The sequence below is a fragment of the Galbibacter mesophilus genome (genome assembly GCF_023721415.1).
Taxonomy (GTDB): Bacteria; Bacteroidota; Bacteroidia; order Flavobacteriales; family Flavobacteriaceae; genus Galbibacter; species Galbibacter mesophilus.
Genome location: NZ_JAMQVC010000003.1, coordinates 189,774 through 207,872, shown reverse-complemented (window position 1 = coordinate 207,872; position 18,099 = coordinate 189,774). Strand labels below are relative to the sequence as shown.

Sequence of the window (18,099 nt, the reverse complement as noted above, 5' to 3'; positions counted from 1 at the left end):
CATTTCTAAACAATATGCATATACTTAAATACCTATTGGCAAGCGTTTGTTTGCTATCAGTCACTGCTATTTCTGCTCAAGAAAAAGGCAAGGAAGAAAAGAAACAAGGGCATTACAACACCAACAAATTTAGACAGATGTATGAGGAGTTTGCCACTCCCAACATGTACCGTACAGGTTCTGGTGCACCAGGCCCAGCTTATTACCAACAACAGGCAGATTATAAAATGGATATCGAACTTAATGACGATACCCAAAAATTAAGCGGTCTGGAAACGATTACTTATACCAATAATTCACCAGACAAATTGGAGTTTCTTTGGGTACAACTAGATCAAAATGTGCGTGCCAAAGATTCTAAATCGCCGTTGAGAGATGGAGAAGGAATCCCTCCTGCTGAAGAAACCGGTAGATTTGCAAGCAAATATTACCAAGAACCATTTGATGGCGGTTTTAATATTCAGCACGTAAAAGATACCAAAGGAAAAAACCTTCCTTACACTATCAACCAAACCATGATGCGTATCGATTTGGACAAGCCTTTGGAGCCAGGTGATAAGTTTGCTTTTGAAATTAAATGGTGGTACAACGTTAACAATCACGTTACAAATAGAGCTCGAAGTGGTTATGAAGAATTTCCAGATGGAAACAAAAATTATGTAATCGCACAGTTCTTCCCACGTATGGCAGTTTACAACGACGTTGAAGGCTGGCAAAACCATCAATTTTGGGGAAGCGGTGAGTTTGCACTTCCTTTTGGTGATTACGAAGTGAATATAACAGTTCCTTCCGATCATATTTTGGATGCTACAGGAAGCTTGCAAAATCCAAAAGATGTTCTTACTGATAAAATGTACAGTCGTTTCGAGGCTTCAAAAAAATCATTCAACAAGCCTGTTTTTATTGTTACTGAAGAAGAAGCCGTACAAAATGAACAAGGACATTCTACCGATCAAAAGACTTGGAAGTTCAAAGCTGAAAACGTTCGTGACTTTGCTTTCACAACATCTAGAAAATATATTTGGGAGCGTCAAGCTGTAAGAATGAACAGTGGTAAAACTGTAATGGCGGTGTCTATTTATTCCAAAGAAGGTAATCCGCTGTGGGAAGAATATTCTACCAAAGCAGTAGTACAAACTTTAAAAACTTACTCTAAACACACATTTGATTACCCTTACCCAAAAGCGGTATCTGTTCACGCAAAAAACCAAGGAATGGAATACCCTATGATTTGCTGGAATTACGGAAGACCTAATGAAGATGGTACGTACAGCGATCGTGTGAAATTTGGAATGATAAGTGTAATCATTCACGAAGTTGGACATAACTATTTCCCAATGATTGTAAATTCAGATGAGCGTCAATGGGGATGGATGGACGAAGGCATCAACACTTTTTGCCAGTACTTAACGGAGCAAGAATTTGCAAAAACATACCCTCAAGCAGTTGGCCCTGATGGAAAATATCCTTCTCGAAGAGGGGAACCTTCTAAAATTGTGGATTATATGAAAGGTGACCAAGATTATATTGCACCAATCATGTCTAACCCAGAAAACGTTTACCAATTGGGTGCCAATGCCTACGGAAAACCAGCTACAGCCTTAAATATTTTAAGGGAAACTGTAATGGGACCAGAATTATTCGATTATGCTTTTCAAACTTATTCGCAACGTTGGATGTTTAAGCACCCAACTCCGGAAGATTTTTTCAGAACTATGGAAGATGCTTCTGCTGTAGACCTTGATTGGTTCTGGAGAGGATGGTTCTACACTACCGATTACGTTGACATAGGCGTAGGCGGCGTTAAAAAATACCATGTTTCGTCTACTCCAAATTCAAAAGTTAGGGAAATCTTAGAACAAAGAGGTATGGACGAATCTGATCTACCTGATTTGGTTTATTTCGTAGCTGAAGATAGTGATGAGTATAAAAATGAAGTAGCTAATAAATCAGAAAGCGAAAACTTTAAATCGCTTAACGAATATATGATGGATAATTTTACTCCTGAAGAGCGAAATAACTTGAAGAAACCAAAATACTTTTACGAAATTACATTCACCAAACCTGGAGGAATCCCTATGCCATTAATTGTAGAGTACACTTATGCGGATGGGACAAAAGAGTTGACACGTTATCCAGTTGAAGTTTGGAGAAAGAACGACAATGAAGTTAAAAAAGTAATGGCAACCGATAAAGAAATTACCGATATTGTAGTTGATCCGAAAGCGGAAACAGCAGATATCGATACTGAAAACAATTCGTGGCCAAAGCAAAAGAGCGAATCAGATTTTGATAAGTTCAAAAAGAAAGTCAAGAAGAATTAATTCGGAAATCATATTTCACAAAAAAGGCCATTTCAAATTGAAGTGGCTTTTTTTGTTAGTTTCCTTTTTTTCATTTCGCAACTGAAACAAGAGAATCCGTGGAAAGGGTTTAAAACAAAAAATAATACTTATTTTTGCACCTTGCTATGCGATTAAGGCTAAAAAAGATAATTTCAAGTTTAAAATTACGACAGATGATTCAGATAAAAACACTCGAAGAAATTGAATTAATGCGGGAAAGTGCGCTCATCGTTTCTAAGACTTTGGGAATGTTGGCCACAGAGATAAAACCGGGTGTCACTACAAAACATCTAGATAAAATTGCTAAACAATTTATTAGGGATCAAGGAGCAGAACCTGGATTTTTAGGTTTGTATGGCTGTCCATCAACTCTGCTTACCAGCACCAATGAGGCAGTAGTTCACGGGCTCCCAACCGATGTTCCACTTAAAGAAGGAGATATTGTGTCTGTAGATTGCGGCGCTTTAAAAAATGGATTTTATGGAGACCATGCTTATACCTTCGAAATCGGTGAAGTGGATGCAGAAACTAAAAAGCTTTTAGATGTTACCAAAGAATCTTTGTACATAGGGATTAGGGAGTTTAAGAAAGGGAATCGTGTTGGCGATGTTGGTTTTGCTATTCAACAATTTTGTGAGAACCATGGATATGGTGTGGTTCGGGAATTGGTAGGCCACGGATTAGGAAAAAAAATGCACGAAGACCCCGAAATGCCAAACTACGGAAAAAGAGGGCGTGGTAAAAAATTCTTAGACGGTATGGTAGTTGCCATAGAACCTATGATCAATATGGGGACTCATAGAATAAAACAGCTTAAGGATGGCTGGACCATTGTTACTGCAGATGGCAAACCAAGTGCGCATTTTGAACACGATGTAGCTTTAATTGACGGAAAACCTGAAATTTTATCAACTTTTAACTACGTTTACGAAGCTTTGGGTATACAAAGCAATGAAGAAGACGAATTTAAAAACCACGTAACGGCAAATAGCTAAACTTCCATTGAAAAGGCTTTTTAAATTTATTTTAAACACTATCCCCAGACCCTTACTTATAAAATTAAGCTATTGGGTGCGGCCAATTATGGTCACCATTTATAAAGGAAGTAATTTTACCGATCCCATAGACGGAAATAGCTACAAATCTTTTCTTCCTTATGGATACGAAAATCAGCGGAGCAATGTTTTGGCACCTGGCACATTATCGTTGGAACGTCACCGTTTACTATGGCTTTACTTAAAAAGTGAAACAAACTTCTTCTCAGAACCTTTAAAGTTATTACATTTTGCTCCGGAACAGGCGTTTCATAAACGTTTCAAGAAGTTAGAAAATATCGATTATACTACAACTGACTTGGAATCCCCTTTGGCAGACATAAAAGCGGATATCTGTAATCTTCCTTTTGAAGAAAATGCCTTTGATGTAATTCTCTGTAACCACGTGCTGGAACACATTAAAGACGACAAAAAAGCGATGCAAGAATTATTTCGGGTTATGAAACCAGGAGGATGGGGTATCTTTCAAATTCCTCAGGACATCAACAGGAAGGAGACTTTTGAAGACGACAGCATTGTGGATAGAAAAAAAAGAGCCGAAATTTTCGGCCAATACGATCATGTTCGCATTTACGGAATGGATTATTTTGATAAGCTACGTAGCGTCGGATTTGAAGTTGAAGAAGTTAAAATACAATCGAAATTATCTTCCGAAGAAATAAAAAAATACGCCCTTAACCCTAACGAAATTATTCCAGTTTGCCGCAAGCCGCTTAAATAATTTTCGTTTTATTATTCTACCAAAAGCTCTTGGAACCCTTTGGTTTTATATTCAACTAAGTCTCCGTCTTTATCGGCGCTAATAATGTAGGCTTCAATAATCGAGGTTGTCTTCAGCAATTCTTTAGCTTTATCGAGCGGCATTACCATGAGTGCCGTAGCATAAGCATCTGCTACCATACACGTTCTTGCAACCACCGAAACACTTAAAACATTACTTTTTTGAGGGTAACCCGTAAGTGGATTTATTATATGAACATAATGCTCCCCCGTTTCTTTGTCTATTCTAAATTTTCTATAATTCCCGCTAGTTGCCATTGCTTTATCCATAAGTTTTACTTTCGCAATGAGAACACGTTGTTCTTTATCTTGAATAGGACTATCTATAGCTACCACCCAATTTTTAATTTTACTGGTTTTTTCACTATTCCCTTTTGTGAGAATCTCTCCCCCTACTTCAATCAAGTAATTTTCAACCCCGTTCCTATCAAACATTCTTCCAATTAGATCGATGGTGTATCCTTTGGCAAGCGCATTAAAATCCAAGTAAATATTTTTATTGGCTTTAACAATTCGTCCATCGGCAGACATAAAAACCTTATCAAAACCTGTAAACTCCAATAAACTATCTACCTCTTCCTGCTGCATATCATCTATCGCCATTTCTGGACCAAAGCCCCAAGCATTGGCCAATGCACCAATGGTGGGATCAAAAAAGCCATCGGTTTTACGCCAAACTTTTTTCGCCATTCTATAGACTTCTTTGAAATACTCATCCACCACGATGGTAGAATCACCTCTATTGATGGCAGAAATATCAGAAGTTGGTAAATAAGTAGACATCGAAGCATTCACGCTATCAAAAACGGCTTCAATTTGTTTTTTCAAGCTAACGGTATCGTTTGGCGCCTCATATTTTATACTATAGGTAGTTCCCAAAGCATACCCCTGCTCCACTTTAAACCCGCCATCTTCCTGCGCATTGGAACAGCTGAATAAAAACCCAACTGAAAGAACGAACGATACTAAAATCTGTTTAAATTTCAATGATCCCATTATAATTGATAATATATTTTTCTCCTTTTTTTAGTGGCGCTTCATAATTTTTGGCGTTGGCAATCCCCACTCCCGCATAATAGGTTTGCGCTTTAAATTTAAGCGCATGTTCTTTCATGGTTTCCATAAAAGTGACGTTAAACTTTGCTGGATTTTCTGGATAAAGTATTGCTTTTACAACAATAAAATGAAGCTTTTTGTTTTTTAGGCATACAAACTGAGGATCTTTTTTAAGCTGACTGTTAACCGACATGAATTCAAAGCCTTGTTTCTCTAAATCCTTTCCAACCACATTCATTGCTAGATTATGCAATTCCTGTTCTGTAAACTCGTCTGTCATAAAAATTTATCTTGAATTAGCTTTAGTCCCTCAATTGCAAAACAAAAGTAAACATTTCTTTCTGAAGTTTGCCTCGACGCTCACAACAAAACGGTGATTTCAAAATGAGCAGTTTCACTACAACATAAGAACAAACAATAATAGTTTGAAGTCATTTTTTTTGTCAATCTAAAAACAAATTTGTTTCTTTAAAGAATAAATCCTCTTTTTGTTGTTATCATGGAACAAGAGCTACTTATGAAACGTATCGTGGAAAAAGACCCCAAAGCCTTCGATACATTATACCAAAATTATTCCCAAAGTTTATTAGGTGTTATTTATAACATTGTAAGAAGCGAAGAAATAGCAGAAGAAATCCTTCAAGATGTCTTTATAAAGATATGGGACAAAGCTCATACCTACACCCCTGCGAAAGGACGAATATTCACGTGGATGCTCAATATAGCACGCAATGCAGCCATTGATAAAACAAGGTCTAAAGGATTTAATAAAAGCAAAAAAAACCTTAGCTCCGAAAGTTTCGTAGATATTTTAAAAGATCACGATAACTTAAACGACCAAGTTGATGCAATAGGAATTTCTAAATATGTTACCAAATTAAAGGAAACGTGTAAGTCATTAATAGAGCTTTTATATTTTAAAGGCTTTACACAAAAAGAGGCCTCGGAAGAACTTAACATCCCTATTGGTACTGTAAAAACTAGAAACAGAAATTGTATTTCAAACTTAAGGGAAATGCTACTTAGATAATGGATATTAGAGAATACATAGAATCTGGAATATTAGAGCTTTATGTGGCGGGAGTGCTAACAGAAAAAGAGAACAACGAAGTCTCTGAAGCGATAAAAAAACATCTTGAACTTAAAGAAGAAGTTGAAGATATAGAAACGGCTATTATAAAGCTTACAGCCGCGGTGTCCCCTAAAGATGCGCAAAAGCTCTACGATAAAATTAAGCAGAATGTGCTTAAGGAAGAACCTAAAGTGGTTACGTTACCTCGTAAGAAAACGAATTGGGCTGCTTATACAGGTTGGGCTGCCGCAGTTATTTTGGCAGTTGGATTATTCTATCTGTCACAACAGAAAAACAATATTGAGTACGAACTGGAAATAACGGAAGCTAAAAATGCTGTTTTAGAAAATAAAATTGCTGAAACTAGCCGTAATTTGCAGAAAGCAGAGGAATTGGTCACCTTACTTAGGGCACAAGACATAACGACTATTAATTTGGGTGGACAGCAAGTATCACCTGAGTCGTATGCCAAAGTATACTGGAAAAAAGACAATAATGTAGTCTATATTGATGCTCTTGGGCTTCCGGAACCTCCTCCTGGCAAAGTTTATCAAGTTTGGTCACTTACGCTAGACCCACTTACACCTACTAGTTTAGGTCTTTTGGAGGATTTTGTTAGTGATGACAATAAGGTTTTCGAACTTCAGAATCCAAACGAATCGCAAGCTTTTGGTATTACACTTGAGCCAGCCGGTGGTAGCGAAACACCAACCATGGAGCAATTGTATACATTAGGGGTTGTTCAGTCGTAAATAGATTAAACCTTTCTAAACAAAACCTGAAATAGAATTTTAGGAATAAAGCATATAACTGTCACCTCCGTTTGAACTCACTCAATAAAATGGCGGTGGCAGTTGCTACATTCAAACTTTCCGTAGCTTGCATTGCACCAAAACGTGGAATACTAATAGTGTTTGACATTGTAGAAAGAATATTTCCTGAAATGCCATTGGCCTCATTTCCCATAACCAAAACTGCTGCATTCGGTAAGGTTGCTTTGTAAATGTTCTCGCCATCCATCATCGCGGCGTACTTAGGTAAAGAAGTGTTTTTCAAAAATTTCTCTAAGTCGGTATACACTATATTTACTCTTGAAAGCGAGCCCATTGTTGCCTGTACCACTTTTGGATTGTAACAATCTACCGTAGTCGCACTACAAACCAAGTTGGAAATACCAAACCAATCGCACAACCGAATAATAGTTCCCAAATTACCTGGATCACGAACTTCATCCAAAGCAACTACAAGGGAATCTTCTTCAATTTTGGAAGGAGCTTTTATGTAAAAAACCGCCAAAACTGAGCTCGGCGACTTTAAAGCACTCATCTTTTTCAACACTCCTTCTGGAACAACCGTCAATTTAGAAGCTTCGAGTTTTTCTTCACCTTCTTCAGTAGCATACACTTTGTATGGTTTAAAGTCAGAAGCCAACAATTCTTCTACCACCTTTACTCCTTCAGCAATAAAAAGACCATGTTTACTACGATACTTTTTTTGATGTAAGCTCGTTATAAGTTTTATTTCGCTTTTGCTAACCATCCAAATAGTGTATTTTTGACGTCAAAATTAATTTGAACATCCCTTTGAGACAATTTTTTGTAAAAATAACAGTATTATTCTTTTTAATACTATTTATATGTGCTTGTAATGCCACAAAAAAGGTAAACGAAGGGGAATTATTGCTTACCAAGAACATTATATTGGTTGACAGCACTAAGGTTAAAGATGATGAAATTTTAGGACTGGTAACACAACGCCCGAATAACGCAGGAAGACTGGCACTTTATAATCTCGCTCGCTCTCAACCGGATTCTTTTTATGCAGCCAAACTTCAAAACTCCTTAAAAGATATTAGTTTTTTTGAGCGATTTATATCCAAAAAACAATTAGTTCAGGTAGCCGATTATAAAATCAATTTTAATAATTGGCTGATGAATACTGGGGAAGCTCCCACAATTATCAATCAGGAAAAATCCAATACTTCTGCCCAGCGCATTAAAAGTTATTACGAGACAAAAGGATACTTTAACAATCGGGTGAACTTTGAGATTGACACGACTAATAAAGGGGACAAAAAAGCCGATGTGGTTTACAATGTATCATTGGGAAATGCTTATTACTTAGACTCTATAAATGCTTCCATTTCTTCTAAGGATATTGATTCCATTTACCAGAAATACAAACCTTTTTCCGTCATTAAAAAGGACCAACAATTCAATTTAGATAATTTTCAAGCGGAAAAAGAACGCCTAAACACGCTTTTTATAAACTCAGGAATCTATAAGTTTCAACCCAATTCCATTAGTTTTGATATTGTAAGGGATACTGCTTCCAAAGAAGATTATAAAATGCCTGTAACAGTAAGTATTAAGAGTCTTTCGGAAACGCAAGAAGACACTTCGTTACATAAAAAATATAAAGTTCACCACATTAAAAATGTGAATATTTTTGCCGATTATTCTTTTAATGAAAATTTAGATTCCTTAGAATCCATTGATTATGAAGGGTATAAAATATTTTACAAAGACAAGCTAAAATATCGCCCAAAAGCGCTTACCGATGTTATGGCCATACACCCCGGCGATGTTTATAAAGAATCCGACCGAGCCTTGACAGCAAAGCAGATAAACAACCTAAAAATTTTCAAATACCCGAACATTACCTACTCTTATGCAGATAGCACAAATAATAAGCTAAATACCAGTGTTTATTTGGCGCCACGTCCACGATTCTCCCTAGGTTTCAGTTCAGATGTCTTGCATTCGAACATTCAAGATATTGGTATTGCATTTAGTACTTCCGTGGTGAGCAGAAACATTTTTAGAGGGGCAGAGACATTAGATTTAGCGCTTCGTGGAAGCGTAGGCTCTTCCACCGATTTTAAAAACACGACGAGTAGCTTTTTTAATTTAGCTGAATTTGGTGGGGACATTGGTTTGAATTTTCCGCGTATTTTACTCCCATTCAACACCAGCAAAATCATTCCTAAATACATGGCGCCTCAAACCCGATTTTCGCTGGGTACGGTGCTCCAAAAAAATATTGGACTGGACAAACAAACCTTTAATGGGATTCTTCGCTATTACTGGAGTCCGAGTACAAAACGAAAGAATATTTTTGAATTACTCAACATCCAATACGTAAAGAACCTCAACATCGATAGGTACTACGAGGTGTACGATAATAGTTACGAAGACCTTAACGGAATTGCTGGCACATATGTACCAGAAGCAAACCCCGACTACTACGACGATAACGGAAATCTTGTTATTCCAGAAGGAACAACTGGCTTTACCAACGATGTTCTGGATGGAACAATCTCTACCTCTAACGACGATTTCAATGAAGTTTCCCGATTGGAGAACAGAGAGGAGCGACTCACATCCAACAATTTAATCTTCGCAACTAACTATACTTATTTTAAAAATAACCGAAGAAATTTTAACGACAACAACTTTTTTCAATTCAGAGGAAAAATAGAACTTGCTGGAAATTTATTATCTGCATTGGCTCCCATTGCCAATTTTGAACAAAATGAAGACGGCAACAACTTACTATTTGGGGTTCAATATTCTCAATACGTAAAAACAGAACTTGATTACATAAAATACTGGCGATTATCTAAAAAAGATGTACTCGCCTTCCGTAGCTTTTTAGGAGTTGCTATTCCCTACGGAAACGCAGATGACATTCCGTTTATACGAAGTTATTTCGCCGGTGGTTCCAACGACAACAGAGCCTGGCAGCCCTACTCTTTGGGACCGGGTAGAACAGATAATGAGAATGATTTTAATGAAGCTAACTTAAAAATTGCCTTTAACTTGGAATACCGCTTTAATTTAATTGGTGATTTTAAAGGAGCATTGTTTGCCGATGCAGGAAATATTTGGAATTTCCTTGACGACGTGGAAGATGAAGAGGCCGTTTTTGAAGACCTCAACTCACTAACCGAATTAGCTTTAGGAACAGGATTTGGAATACGGTACGATTTTAATTTCTTTGTACTTCGTTTTGATGTTGGTTTTAAAACCTACGACCCCTCTTATGAAAAAGGAAATAGGTGGTTTACCGATTACAACTTTGGCAATGCCGTGTACAATATTGGTATTAATTATCCTTTCTAAGCGAGCTAAATTTATTATTTTTGCAAACGCATTGAAGTAATTTTAAGTTTTTTAAATTACTCAATCACATAAAAACAACTAAATATAAATTTGAAACTAAAATTTTATGAGTCACAACATTAAACCAGGTGTAGCCACAGGTGATGAAGTTCAAAAAATCTTTAACTATGCCAAAAAGAAAGGGTTTGCACTTCCCGCAGTAAATGTAATTGGTAGCAGTAGTGTTAATGCAGTTTTAGAAACAGCTGCAGAATTAAATGCTCCCGTAATCATTCAATTTTCAAATGGCGGCGCACAGTTTAATGCTGGAAAAGGACTCTCTAACGAAAACCAACAAGCAGCCATCGCCGGCGCGGTTGCTGGAGCAAAGCATGTTCATGAATTAGCTGAAAAATATGGTGTTCCTGTAATTTTGCATACAGACCACTGCGCAAAAAAATTATTGCCTTGGATTGATGGTATGCTAGATGCCAGCGAGGAGTTTTACAAAATAAATGGTAAATCTCTTTTTAGTTCTCACATGATTGACCTTTCTGAAGAACCTATCGAAGAAAACATGGAAATCTGTAAGGAATATCTTGCCCGCATGAGCAAAATGGATATGACTTTAGAAATTGAGCTAGGTATTACAGGGGGTGAAGAAGATGGCGTTGACAACACAGATGTAGATGCTTCTAAACTTTATACACAACCTGAAGAAGTTGCTTATGCATATGAAGAACTTTCTAAAGTTTCTCCAAGATTCACTATTGCAGCAGCCTTTGGTAACGTTCACGGTGTATACAAGCCAGGAAACGTAAAACTTACACCTAAAATTCTTAAGAATTCTCAAGAATACGTTTCAGAAAAATACGGATTAGAGAATAATTCTATCGACTTTGTATTCCACGGTGGTTCTGGTTCTACAGTTGAAGAAATAAGAGAAGGTATTAGTTATGGCGTAATTAAAATGAATATCGACACCGATCTTCAGTATGCTTACCTAGAAGGTATTAGAGATTACATGAATGACAAAGCTGAGTATTTAAAAGCCCAAATCGGAAACCCAGAAGGTGCCGATGCTCCTAATAAAAAATACTACGACCCAAGAGTTTGGATTAGAGAAGGAGAGAAAACTTTTGTAGCACGATTGAAAAAGGCATTCGAAGACCTAAATAATGTAAACACATTATAAAAACTGATTACACATCCTGAAGGTTCATAATAAATCTTCAGGATGTTCCCTTAAAATACAGTAAGAAATATGACTTGGTTCAAAAGAAAAGAAAAAGGTATACAGACCTCTACGGAAGAGAAAAAAGACACTCCTAAAGGACTTTGGTACAAGTCCCCTACCGGTAAAATTGTTGAAGCAGATGAGCTTGCTAAAAACTTTTATGTAAGCCCGGAAGACGATTACCATGTAAGAATTGGGAGTAAAGAATATTTCTCTATTTTGTTTGATGACAATAAGTTTAAAGAGCTAGACCCTAACTTAGAGTCTAAAGACCCGTTAAGCTTTGTTGACACCAAAAAGTATTCTGATCGATTGAAGCAAGCTCAGGAGAAAACCAACTTAAAAGATGCTGTAAGAACGGCTGTTGGAAAATCTAAAGGCAAAGATTTAGTGGTAGCCTGTATGGACTTTGCTTTTATTGGTGGTTCTATGGGAAGCGTGGTAGGAGAAAAAATCGCTCGAGCCATCGACTATTCCATTAAAAAGAAGATTCCATTCGTTATGATTTCGAAATCGGGGGGAGCTAGAATGATGGAAGCCGCTTTATCGTTGATGCAGTTGGCTAAAACATCCGCTAAATTAGCCCAATTGTCAGATTTAGGAATTCCTTACATTTCGTTATGTACCGATCCAACCACAGGAGGGACTACAGCTTCTTACGCTATGTTGGGCGACATTAACATTGCCGAACCTGGCGCTTTAATTGGCTTTGCAGGTCCGCGTGTTGTAAAAGAAGCTACCGGAAAAGATCTTCCGGACAATTTCCAAACTTCTGAGTTTCTATTGGAACACGGCTTTTTAGATTTCATTTCACACCGAAGAGATTTAAAAAATAAGATCAATCAATATATTGACCTTATCCAAAACCAGCCGATACGAGCGTAATCAAACGTTTATTTAAAATAAAAAAATCCGTAAAGTTTTCACTTTACGGATTTTTTGTATTCTCAAAGTAAGGAAAAAACTATTTCTCCAATACTATTTCTACTGAATTTCCTTCAGGTCCAGTTACGGTGGCTTTGTCATCACATTCTCCATCACCGTAATCTAAATCGGCCATGGCGTCCTCACTGGTAATCCTTAGAACACCACTCACCAAGTATGGGCAAAAAAGTTCTGCTCTCAATGGCGTCGTAGCTTCCGCGTTATAGGTTACCCCGTCACGTGTTGTTAAACTTGCAGTTCCAGTAACTTCAAAAGCACTTTTCAACCATTCTTGGGTATCATAACCTTCCACCCAAACACGTGTCTGCTCAGAAGAATAATCCAAAGTAGTTTCGTCTTGATAAGCAAAAGTAACCTCTGTGTTAACCATTGACTTAGGATTCTGACCTTCTTCAAAAACATTTTCAAAAGACTTTGTTCCGTTTACGGTAACAGTATCTACCATAAAGTTTTCAAAAGTTACTTCAGAATTGTTCATAAAAGAAGTTGAATCGGCATTGTTCGCAGTACTCATCATAAGTTTACCTGCCAACATTCTTCCATCGGGCATTTCACAACCTTCACCAAAATCCAACGTAGCCATAAAACTATCGCTAGTAGATTGGGTAGTAACAGTAAGGCACTCTGGCAACCAACCTTTGGCGGCTAACGTACTTTTGCTAGCTGTTCCACCTTCTTCCAAGCCGGAACCAGAAACCACATTCACGATATTATCAATATCTTCCGAAAGCTGCGTAGCTTCCATGGTTGTTTTCACCTCTTGCGGACTTAGGGCTTCCGTTTGGGGATTATCCATAGAATCGTCAGAATCATCATTACAAGAAACAATTAATGTAGTAGCGGGTATTAGAATCATTAATGCATTTCTCCAAATTGATTTCATAAACATAAAATTTAATTAATAAATAGGTTTTACTTCGTTTTCAAATATATAATAATCAAAACGTAGAATATCCTAAAAAATTGTTATCTTTGCGCCCGTTGATAGAAACCCTATCAAATACATAATAATCATTTAAATAATATTGGCATGTATTTAGCTAAAGAAAAGAAGGCAGAAATATTTAAAAAATATGCCGGTGACGAAAAAAACACTGGATCTGCTGAAGGACAAATTGCATTGTTCACACACAGAATTGATCACCTAACTGGACACTTGAAAAAGAATCGTAAAGATTTCAACACAGAGCGTTCACTAGTTAGTTTAGTAGGTAAAAGAAGAAGCCTACTTGATTATTTGAAGAAGAAAGATATTACAAGATATCGTGCTATCATCAAAGAATTAGGATTAAGAAAGTAAGACACGAGGGAGCAATTTGCTCCCTTTTTTTGTTTTTAAACGATTTTGAACACCAACGTAATAAGTCGTAAAAACCTGCTCTCCTTAATTTAACATCGGTAATACAACTATAATTACTACCTTTAGCACATTATAAAGATTAAAATGCCCAATTTGGGTTTTTGATATGTCCGTCAAGCGGATAAAAAAGCTTTACATAAACAGTTTTTCATTGGGAACAACAACTACAACAACACAACAACTACTGCTTTTTGCGGTAACCCATTGTTTAACTCCCTGCGCAACGCAGGTAAATTAAAAAATTATGATTCCTGAAGTAAAACAAGAAATTATTGATTTAGGGGATGGAAGAACCATTACCCTAGAAACGGGAAAATTAGCAAAACAAGCTCATGGGAGTGTTGTGGTACAATCTGGAAAATGTATGTTATTATGTACTGTGGTTTCCAATTACCAACAATCAGACGTTGACTTTTTGCCGTTAACTGTAGATTACAGAGAAAAGTTTGCAGCTGCTGGCCGTTATCCTGGTGGATTTTTCAAAAGAGAAGCCAGACCTAGTGACGGTGAAGTTTTAACTATGCGTTTGGTAGATCGTGTACTACGTCCATTGTTCCCGAAAGATTACCATGCAGAGACACAGGTAATGATCCAATTAATGTCTCACGATGAAGATGTTATGCCAGATGCTATGGCAGGATTAGCCGCCTCTGCAGCTATTCAACTATCTGACCTTCCTTTTGAATGTCCTATTTCTGAAGTAAGAGTAGGTCGAGTAAATGGTGAACTAATCATCAACCCAACCAGAAAACAATTGTTAGAATCGGATATCGATATGATGATTGGTGCCTCAGCAGATTCTGTGATGATGGTGGAAGGTGAAATGGATGAAATTTCTGAAGAAGAAATGGTAGAGGCTATCAAATTTGCCCATGAAGCCATTAAAGTGCAATGTGAAGCTCAAGTAAAATTAGCGGAAGCATTCGGAAAAAAAGAAACCCGTGAATACGATCCGGAGAGAGAAGATGAAGATTTGGCGAAGAAAATTCACGAAATGGTATACGACAAAGTGTACGCCATTGCAAAAGCTGGTTCTTCCAAGCACGAAAGAGGCAGCGCTTTTGCAGCTATAAAAGAAGAAGTAACTGCTACGTTTACCGAAGAAGAGCAAGAAGAGTTTAAAGACTTAATTTCTAAATATTATAGTAAAGCAGAGAAGGAAGCCGTAAGGAATCTAACTCTAGATGAAGGTCTGCGTCTCGACGGTCGTAAGACTGATGAAATTAGACCTATTTGGTGTGAGGTAGATTATCTCCCATCTACACATGGTTCTTCCATCTTTACACGAGGGGAAACCCAAGCGTTGGCTACGGTGACGCTAGGAACAAGCAGGGAAGCAAATCAAATAGATATGCCATCTTATGAAGGCGAAGAAAGATTCTACCTTCACTACAACTTCCCTCCATTTTCAACTGGGGAAGCGCGCCCAATACGTGGTACGTCTCGCCGAGAGGTTGGTCATGGTAACTTAGCGCAACGAGCCCTAAAAGGAATGGTTCCGGAAGATTGCCCTTATACAGTGCGCGTGGTTTCTGAAGTGTTGGAATCTAACGGTTCTTCTTCTATGGCAACTGTTTGCGCAGGTACAATGGCCATGATGGATGCTGGGGTGCAATTAAAAAAGCCTGTTTCTGGTATTGCCATGGGATTAATTTCTGATGCAGATTCTGGAAAATATGCTGTACTATCCGATATTTTAGGAGATGAGGATCACCTAGGGGATATGGACTTTAAAGTAACTGGTACTGCAGATGGAATTACAGCTTGCCAAATGGACATTAAAGTAAAAGGGCTAAGCTATGAAATTTTAGTGAACGCTCTGCACCAAGCTAGAAGTGGTCGTTTACATATTTTAGAAAAACTTACTGACACTATAGCTGCTCCAAACGAAACCGTTAAAGAGCACGCTCCTACCATGGTTACCAGACGAATTGAAAATGAATTCATTGGTGCTTTAATAGGACCTGGCGGTAAAGTAATTCAAGAATTACAAAAAGAAACGGGTACCACAATTGTTATAAACGAAGACCCAGTTACCGAAGAAGGTATTGTTGAAATCCTTGGAGTAGGAAGCGAAGGAATAGAGAAAGTACTTGCAAAGATTGATTCTATTACTTTTAAACCAGAAAAAGGAGAAGTTTATGAAGTTAAAGTAATTAAAATGCTTGATTTTGGAGCTGTGGTTGAATACACTCAAGCACCAGGCAATGAAGTTTTATTACACATTTCTGAACTAGCTTGGGAACGCACCGATAATGTTACTGATGTAGTAAATTTAGGTGATGTGTTTGAAGTGAAATACTTTGGAGTTGATCCAAAAACCAGAAAAGAAAAAGTTTCTCGAAAAGCTATTTTACCTAAACCGGAAGGCTATAAAGAAAGACCTCCCCGTGAAAAAGATGGCAACAGAGACAACAGATCTAGGGACAATAGAGGCGATAGAAAGCCAAAAAGAAATTAATCCTAAAGATTAAAGAATATTTAAAATCCCAATGAGGTTCGCTTCATTGGGATTTTTTTTATAATATATGTTTTTAATTCTTCTCGAAAGACACTTCACTACTCAGCTAAAATCTTCGGGAAATGGATGTTGCCATCCTTCCCTATATTTTCTTGCCAGCAACGCATTAGCTGCATCATCACTAAGAAATTTCCTCGTGGCTGGATTGTAGCGCAACGGTCTTTCAAGCTTCATGGCTAAGTTGGCAATAATACAACTGGCTGAAGAAATATGGCCTTGCTCGATAGAAGCAACAGGCTTTTTCCCTTGGTCTATGGCACTTAAGAAATCCATCATATGGCCTCTTGTGGCCGGAGCTACATGAAGTTCAATATTTTTCTCGGTGACATCTTCGGGAAACTTCTCCCTTTCGTAAACCACATCTTTTTTAATATGTGTTTTTCCATCCGTGGAAATAAATTCATATTTCTTTACACTCGCCTTTAAAACTCCTTTTTCACCGTGAATAAAAAATGCCCAAGGATATTCGGGGTCGTCTGGTCTTCCCCAACTTCGGTGATTCCATACGCAATTAAAGTCTTCATACTCAAAAATAGCCGTTTGGGTGTCCGCTATATTCGAAAAACCTCCTTTTTGAACAAAAATACCACCTTGGGACTGTATTTTAATTGGCCATCCCAAACCTAGCATCCATCTTACCGCATCAAGCATATGCACACACATATCCCCCATAATTCCGTTTCCATATTCCATGTGGCTTCTCCACCAACTCCGGTGTGGTAGCCCTGTATAATCCAATTTTGGTGCTGGGCCGCACCACATATCGTAGTCAAAGAAATTGGGAATTGGTTTTGTTTCCCTAGTTCCGTTGGCCCGCATGTGGTAATAGCAACACATTTCTACGTGCCCTATTTTACCCAGAAGACCTTTATCTATAATATTTTCTTTCGCATCGATTAAATGTGGGGTGCTCCTTCTCTGAAGTCCCACCTGTACCACTTTATTATATTTTTGGGTAGCCTTGACCATAGCCTCCCCTTCCATTACGTCTACGCCTGTTGGTTTTTGTACATATACGTGACATCCAGCCTGAAGCGCTTCAATAGTATTTAAAGCATGCCAATGGTCTGGTGTTCCTATTAAAACCACATCCATTTCTTCGGAAGAAAGCATGGTTCTATAATCGGTGAAGAGTGCGGGACGTTTTGATTGGTTATTTCTTCGCGAAATTAATTCCGAAGCTTCATTCAACATATTTTTATCCACATCACACAGGGCAACCACTTCTACATCGGTTACTTGAATCAACCGAAGTAAATCGTTTTTTCCGTACCAACCGGTACCGATTAAACCCACTTTTAATTTTTTTGAAGGAAACATGAGATGATGCCCGTAAGCACCATAGGCCGAAAATATAGTTGCGGCAGCGGCAGACTTTAAAAAATGCCGGCGGTTAATGTAAAATGACATTGGTTAGTGTTTTGCCAAGTAATTTACAAAATTTAAGGGAGTTATTTCACTACTGTTCTTACGCTATAATTTTTCAATCCAATGAATGGGTTAATTATGGAGGAGCAAAGGTTCAGAGGGGCAAAGTTGCAGAGTTTTCGTCGTTCGTTAATCGCTTTCCATGAATAACTAGGAAACACTGGCTACTGCATATTGAATACTGAACACTGGCTACT

15 protein-coding genes are annotated in these 18,099 nt (G+C 37.7%); 10 read left to right on the top strand and 5 right to left on the bottom strand.

The genetic code is table 11. The features are described from left to right. Window positions 1-14: 14 nt before the first annotated feature. The 3 genes from NDQ75_RS12730 to NDQ75_RS12720 all read left to right on the top strand — a co-directional run bounded on the left by NDQ75_RS12730 (window position 15) and on the right by NDQ75_RS12720 (window position 4,121). Window positions 15-2,324, top strand: a complete 2,310-nt coding sequence (locus NDQ75_RS12730) for a M1 family metallopeptidase (RefSeq protein ID WP_202029478.1) — start codon at window positions 15-17, stop codon at window positions 2,322-2,324. A 194-nt stretch (window positions 2,325-2,518) separates the two neighbouring features. Further along, window positions 2,519-3,340, top strand: a complete 822-nt coding sequence (map, locus tag NDQ75_RS12725; RefSeq protein ID WP_202029479.1) for a type I methionyl aminopeptidase — start codon at window positions 2,519-2,521, stop codon at window positions 3,338-3,340. Window positions 3,341-3,347: 7 nt separating this feature from the next. Continuing rightward, a complete protein-coding gene (locus tag NDQ75_RS12720; RefSeq protein ID WP_202029480.1) occupies window positions 3,348-4,121 on the top strand; it encodes a class I SAM-dependent methyltransferase in 774 nt (257 codons plus the stop codon). A gap of 11 nt (window positions 4,122-4,132) precedes the next feature. Here NDQ75_RS12720 and NDQ75_RS12715 read toward each other — a convergent pair whose 3' ends face one another. Together NDQ75_RS12715 and NDQ75_RS12710 are read right to left on the bottom strand one after the other, a co-directional pair. Then, window positions 4,133-5,176 carry an FAD:protein FMN transferase gene (locus NDQ75_RS12715; protein WP_202029481.1) on the bottom strand — a complete coding sequence of 348 codons (1,044 nt, stop codon included), beginning with the start codon at window positions 5,174-5,176 and terminating at the stop codon, window positions 4,133-4,135. Further along, complete coding sequence (locus tag NDQ75_RS12710; RefSeq protein WP_202029482.1) at window positions 5,157-5,516, bottom strand: Na(+)-translocating NADH-quinone reductase subunit F; 360 nt, start codon at window positions 5,514-5,516, stop codon at window positions 5,157-5,159. Before NDQ75_RS12710 ends, NDQ75_RS12715 begins: the two co-directional genes overlap by 20 nt. A gap of 219 nt (window positions 5,517-5,735) precedes the next feature. Between NDQ75_RS12710 and NDQ75_RS12705 the strand changes: the two genes are divergently transcribed. Together NDQ75_RS12705 and NDQ75_RS12700 are read left to right on the top strand one after the other, a co-directional pair. Then, window positions 5,736-6,266 carry an RNA polymerase sigma factor gene (locus NDQ75_RS12705; RefSeq protein ID WP_202029483.1) on the top strand — a complete coding sequence of 177 codons (531 nt, stop codon included), beginning with the start codon at window positions 5,736-5,738 and terminating at the stop codon, window positions 6,264-6,266. Continuing rightward, window positions 6,266-7,060, top strand: coding sequence for an anti-sigma factor (locus NDQ75_RS12700; RefSeq protein WP_202029484.1), 795 nt, complete (start codon window positions 6,266-6,268; stop codon window positions 7,058-7,060). The genes NDQ75_RS12705 and NDQ75_RS12700 overlap by 1 nt, the downstream gene beginning before the upstream one ends. 61 nt (window positions 7,061-7,121) lie before the next feature. Here the strand turns inward: NDQ75_RS12700 and NDQ75_RS12695 are convergent, their stop codons facing one another. Next, window positions 7,122-7,847, bottom strand: a complete 726-nt coding sequence (locus NDQ75_RS12695; protein WP_202029485.1) for a TrmH family RNA methyltransferase — start codon at window positions 7,845-7,847, stop codon at window positions 7,122-7,124. 44 nt (window positions 7,848-7,891) lie between these two features. On the opposite strand from NDQ75_RS12695, the gene tamL reads away from it, so the two are divergent. The 3 genes from tamL to accD all read left to right on the top strand — a co-directional run bounded on the left by tamL (window position 7,892) and on the right by accD (window position 12,533). Further along, window positions 7,892-10,432, top strand: a complete 2,541-nt coding sequence (gene tamL / locus NDQ75_RS12690) for a translocation and assembly module lipoprotein TamL (protein WP_202029486.1) — start codon at window positions 7,892-7,894, stop codon at window positions 10,430-10,432. A gap of 106 nt (window positions 10,433-10,538) precedes the next feature. Continuing rightward, window positions 10,539-11,606, top strand: a complete 1,068-nt coding sequence (gene fbaA / locus NDQ75_RS12685) for a class II fructose-bisphosphate aldolase (RefSeq protein WP_202029487.1) — start codon at window positions 10,539-10,541, stop codon at window positions 11,604-11,606. 69 nt (window positions 11,607-11,675) lie between these two features. After that, the gene (gene accD / locus NDQ75_RS12680) at window positions 11,676-12,533 is read left to right on the top strand and encodes an acetyl-CoA carboxylase, carboxyltransferase subunit beta (RefSeq protein ID WP_202029488.1); all 858 of its coding nucleotides are present in this window, start codon (window positions 11,676-11,678) and stop codon (window positions 12,531-12,533) included. A 79-nt stretch (window positions 12,534-12,612) separates the two neighbouring features. Here accD and NDQ75_RS12675 read toward each other — a convergent pair whose 3' ends face one another. Continuing rightward, window positions 12,613-13,476 (bottom strand): hypothetical protein, encoded by an 864-nt coding sequence (locus NDQ75_RS12675; protein WP_202029489.1) that lies wholly within the window; start codon window positions 13,474-13,476, stop codon window positions 12,613-12,615. Window positions 13,477-13,623: 147 nt separating this feature from the next. Between NDQ75_RS12675 and rpsO the strand changes: the two genes are divergently transcribed. Together rpsO and NDQ75_RS12665 are read left to right on the top strand one after the other, a co-directional pair. Further along, window positions 13,624-13,893: a 30S ribosomal protein S15 gene (rpsO, locus tag NDQ75_RS12670; protein ID WP_202029490.1), complete on the top strand. Its 270-nt coding sequence runs from the start codon at window positions 13,624-13,626 to the stop codon at window positions 13,891-13,893. Between the two features lie 304 nt (window positions 13,894-14,197). Beyond that, on the top strand, window positions 14,198-16,414 hold the full coding sequence (locus tag NDQ75_RS12665; RefSeq protein WP_202029491.1) for a polyribonucleotide nucleotidyltransferase: 2,217 nt from the start codon (window positions 14,198-14,200) through the stop codon (window positions 16,412-16,414). A gap of 102 nt (window positions 16,415-16,516) precedes the next feature. Here NDQ75_RS12665 and NDQ75_RS12660 read toward each other — a convergent pair whose 3' ends face one another. Further along, window positions 16,517-17,884 carry a Gfo/Idh/MocA family protein gene (locus NDQ75_RS12660; protein ID WP_202029492.1) on the bottom strand — a complete coding sequence of 456 codons (1,368 nt, stop codon included), beginning with the start codon at window positions 17,882-17,884 and terminating at the stop codon, window positions 16,517-16,519. Between the last annotated feature and the right edge of the window lie 215 nt (window positions 17,885-18,099).

Coding starts and splice junctions, on each gene's coding strand:
- NDQ75_RS12710 (WP_202029482.1), bottom strand. CDS start 5,516: ATGACAGACGAGTTTACAGAACAGGAATTGCATAATCTAGCAATGAAT.
- fbaA (WP_202029487.1), top strand. CDS start 10,539: ATGAGTCACAACATTAAACCAGGTGTAGCCACAGGTGATGAAGTTCAA.
- map (WP_202029479.1), top strand. CDS start 2,519: ATGATTCAGATAAAAACACTCGAAGAAATTGAATTAATGCGGGAAAGT.
- NDQ75_RS12695 (WP_202029485.1), bottom strand. CDS start 7,847: ATGGTTAGCAAAAGCGAAATAAAACTTATAACGAGCTTACATCAAAAA.
- accD (WP_202029488.1), top strand. CDS start 11,676: ATGACTTGGTTCAAAAGAAAAGAAAAAGGTATACAGACCTCTACGGAA.
- NDQ75_RS12715 (WP_202029481.1), bottom strand. CDS start 5,176: ATGGGATCATTGAAATTTAAACAGATTTTAGTATCGTTCGTTCTTTCA.
- NDQ75_RS12665 (WP_202029491.1), top strand. CDS start 14,198: ATGATTCCTGAAGTAAAACAAGAAATTATTGATTTAGGGGATGGAAGA.
- NDQ75_RS12700 (WP_202029484.1), top strand. CDS start 6,266: ATGGATATTAGAGAATACATAGAATCTGGAATATTAGAGCTTTATGTG.
- rpsO (WP_202029490.1), top strand. CDS start 13,624: ATGTATTTAGCTAAAGAAAAGAAGGCAGAAATATTTAAAAAATATGCC.
- NDQ75_RS12705 (WP_202029483.1), top strand. CDS start 5,736: ATGGAACAAGAGCTACTTATGAAACGTATCGTGGAAAAAGACCCCAAA.
- NDQ75_RS12730 (WP_202029478.1), top strand. CDS start 15: ATGCATATACTTAAATACCTATTGGCAAGCGTTTGTTTGCTATCAGTC.
- NDQ75_RS12675 (WP_202029489.1), bottom strand. CDS start 13,476: ATGAAATCAATTTGGAGAAATGCATTAATGATTCTAATACCCGCTACT.
- NDQ75_RS12660 (WP_202029492.1), bottom strand. CDS start 17,884: ATGTCATTTTACATTAACCGCCGGCATTTTTTAAAGTCTGCCGCTGCC.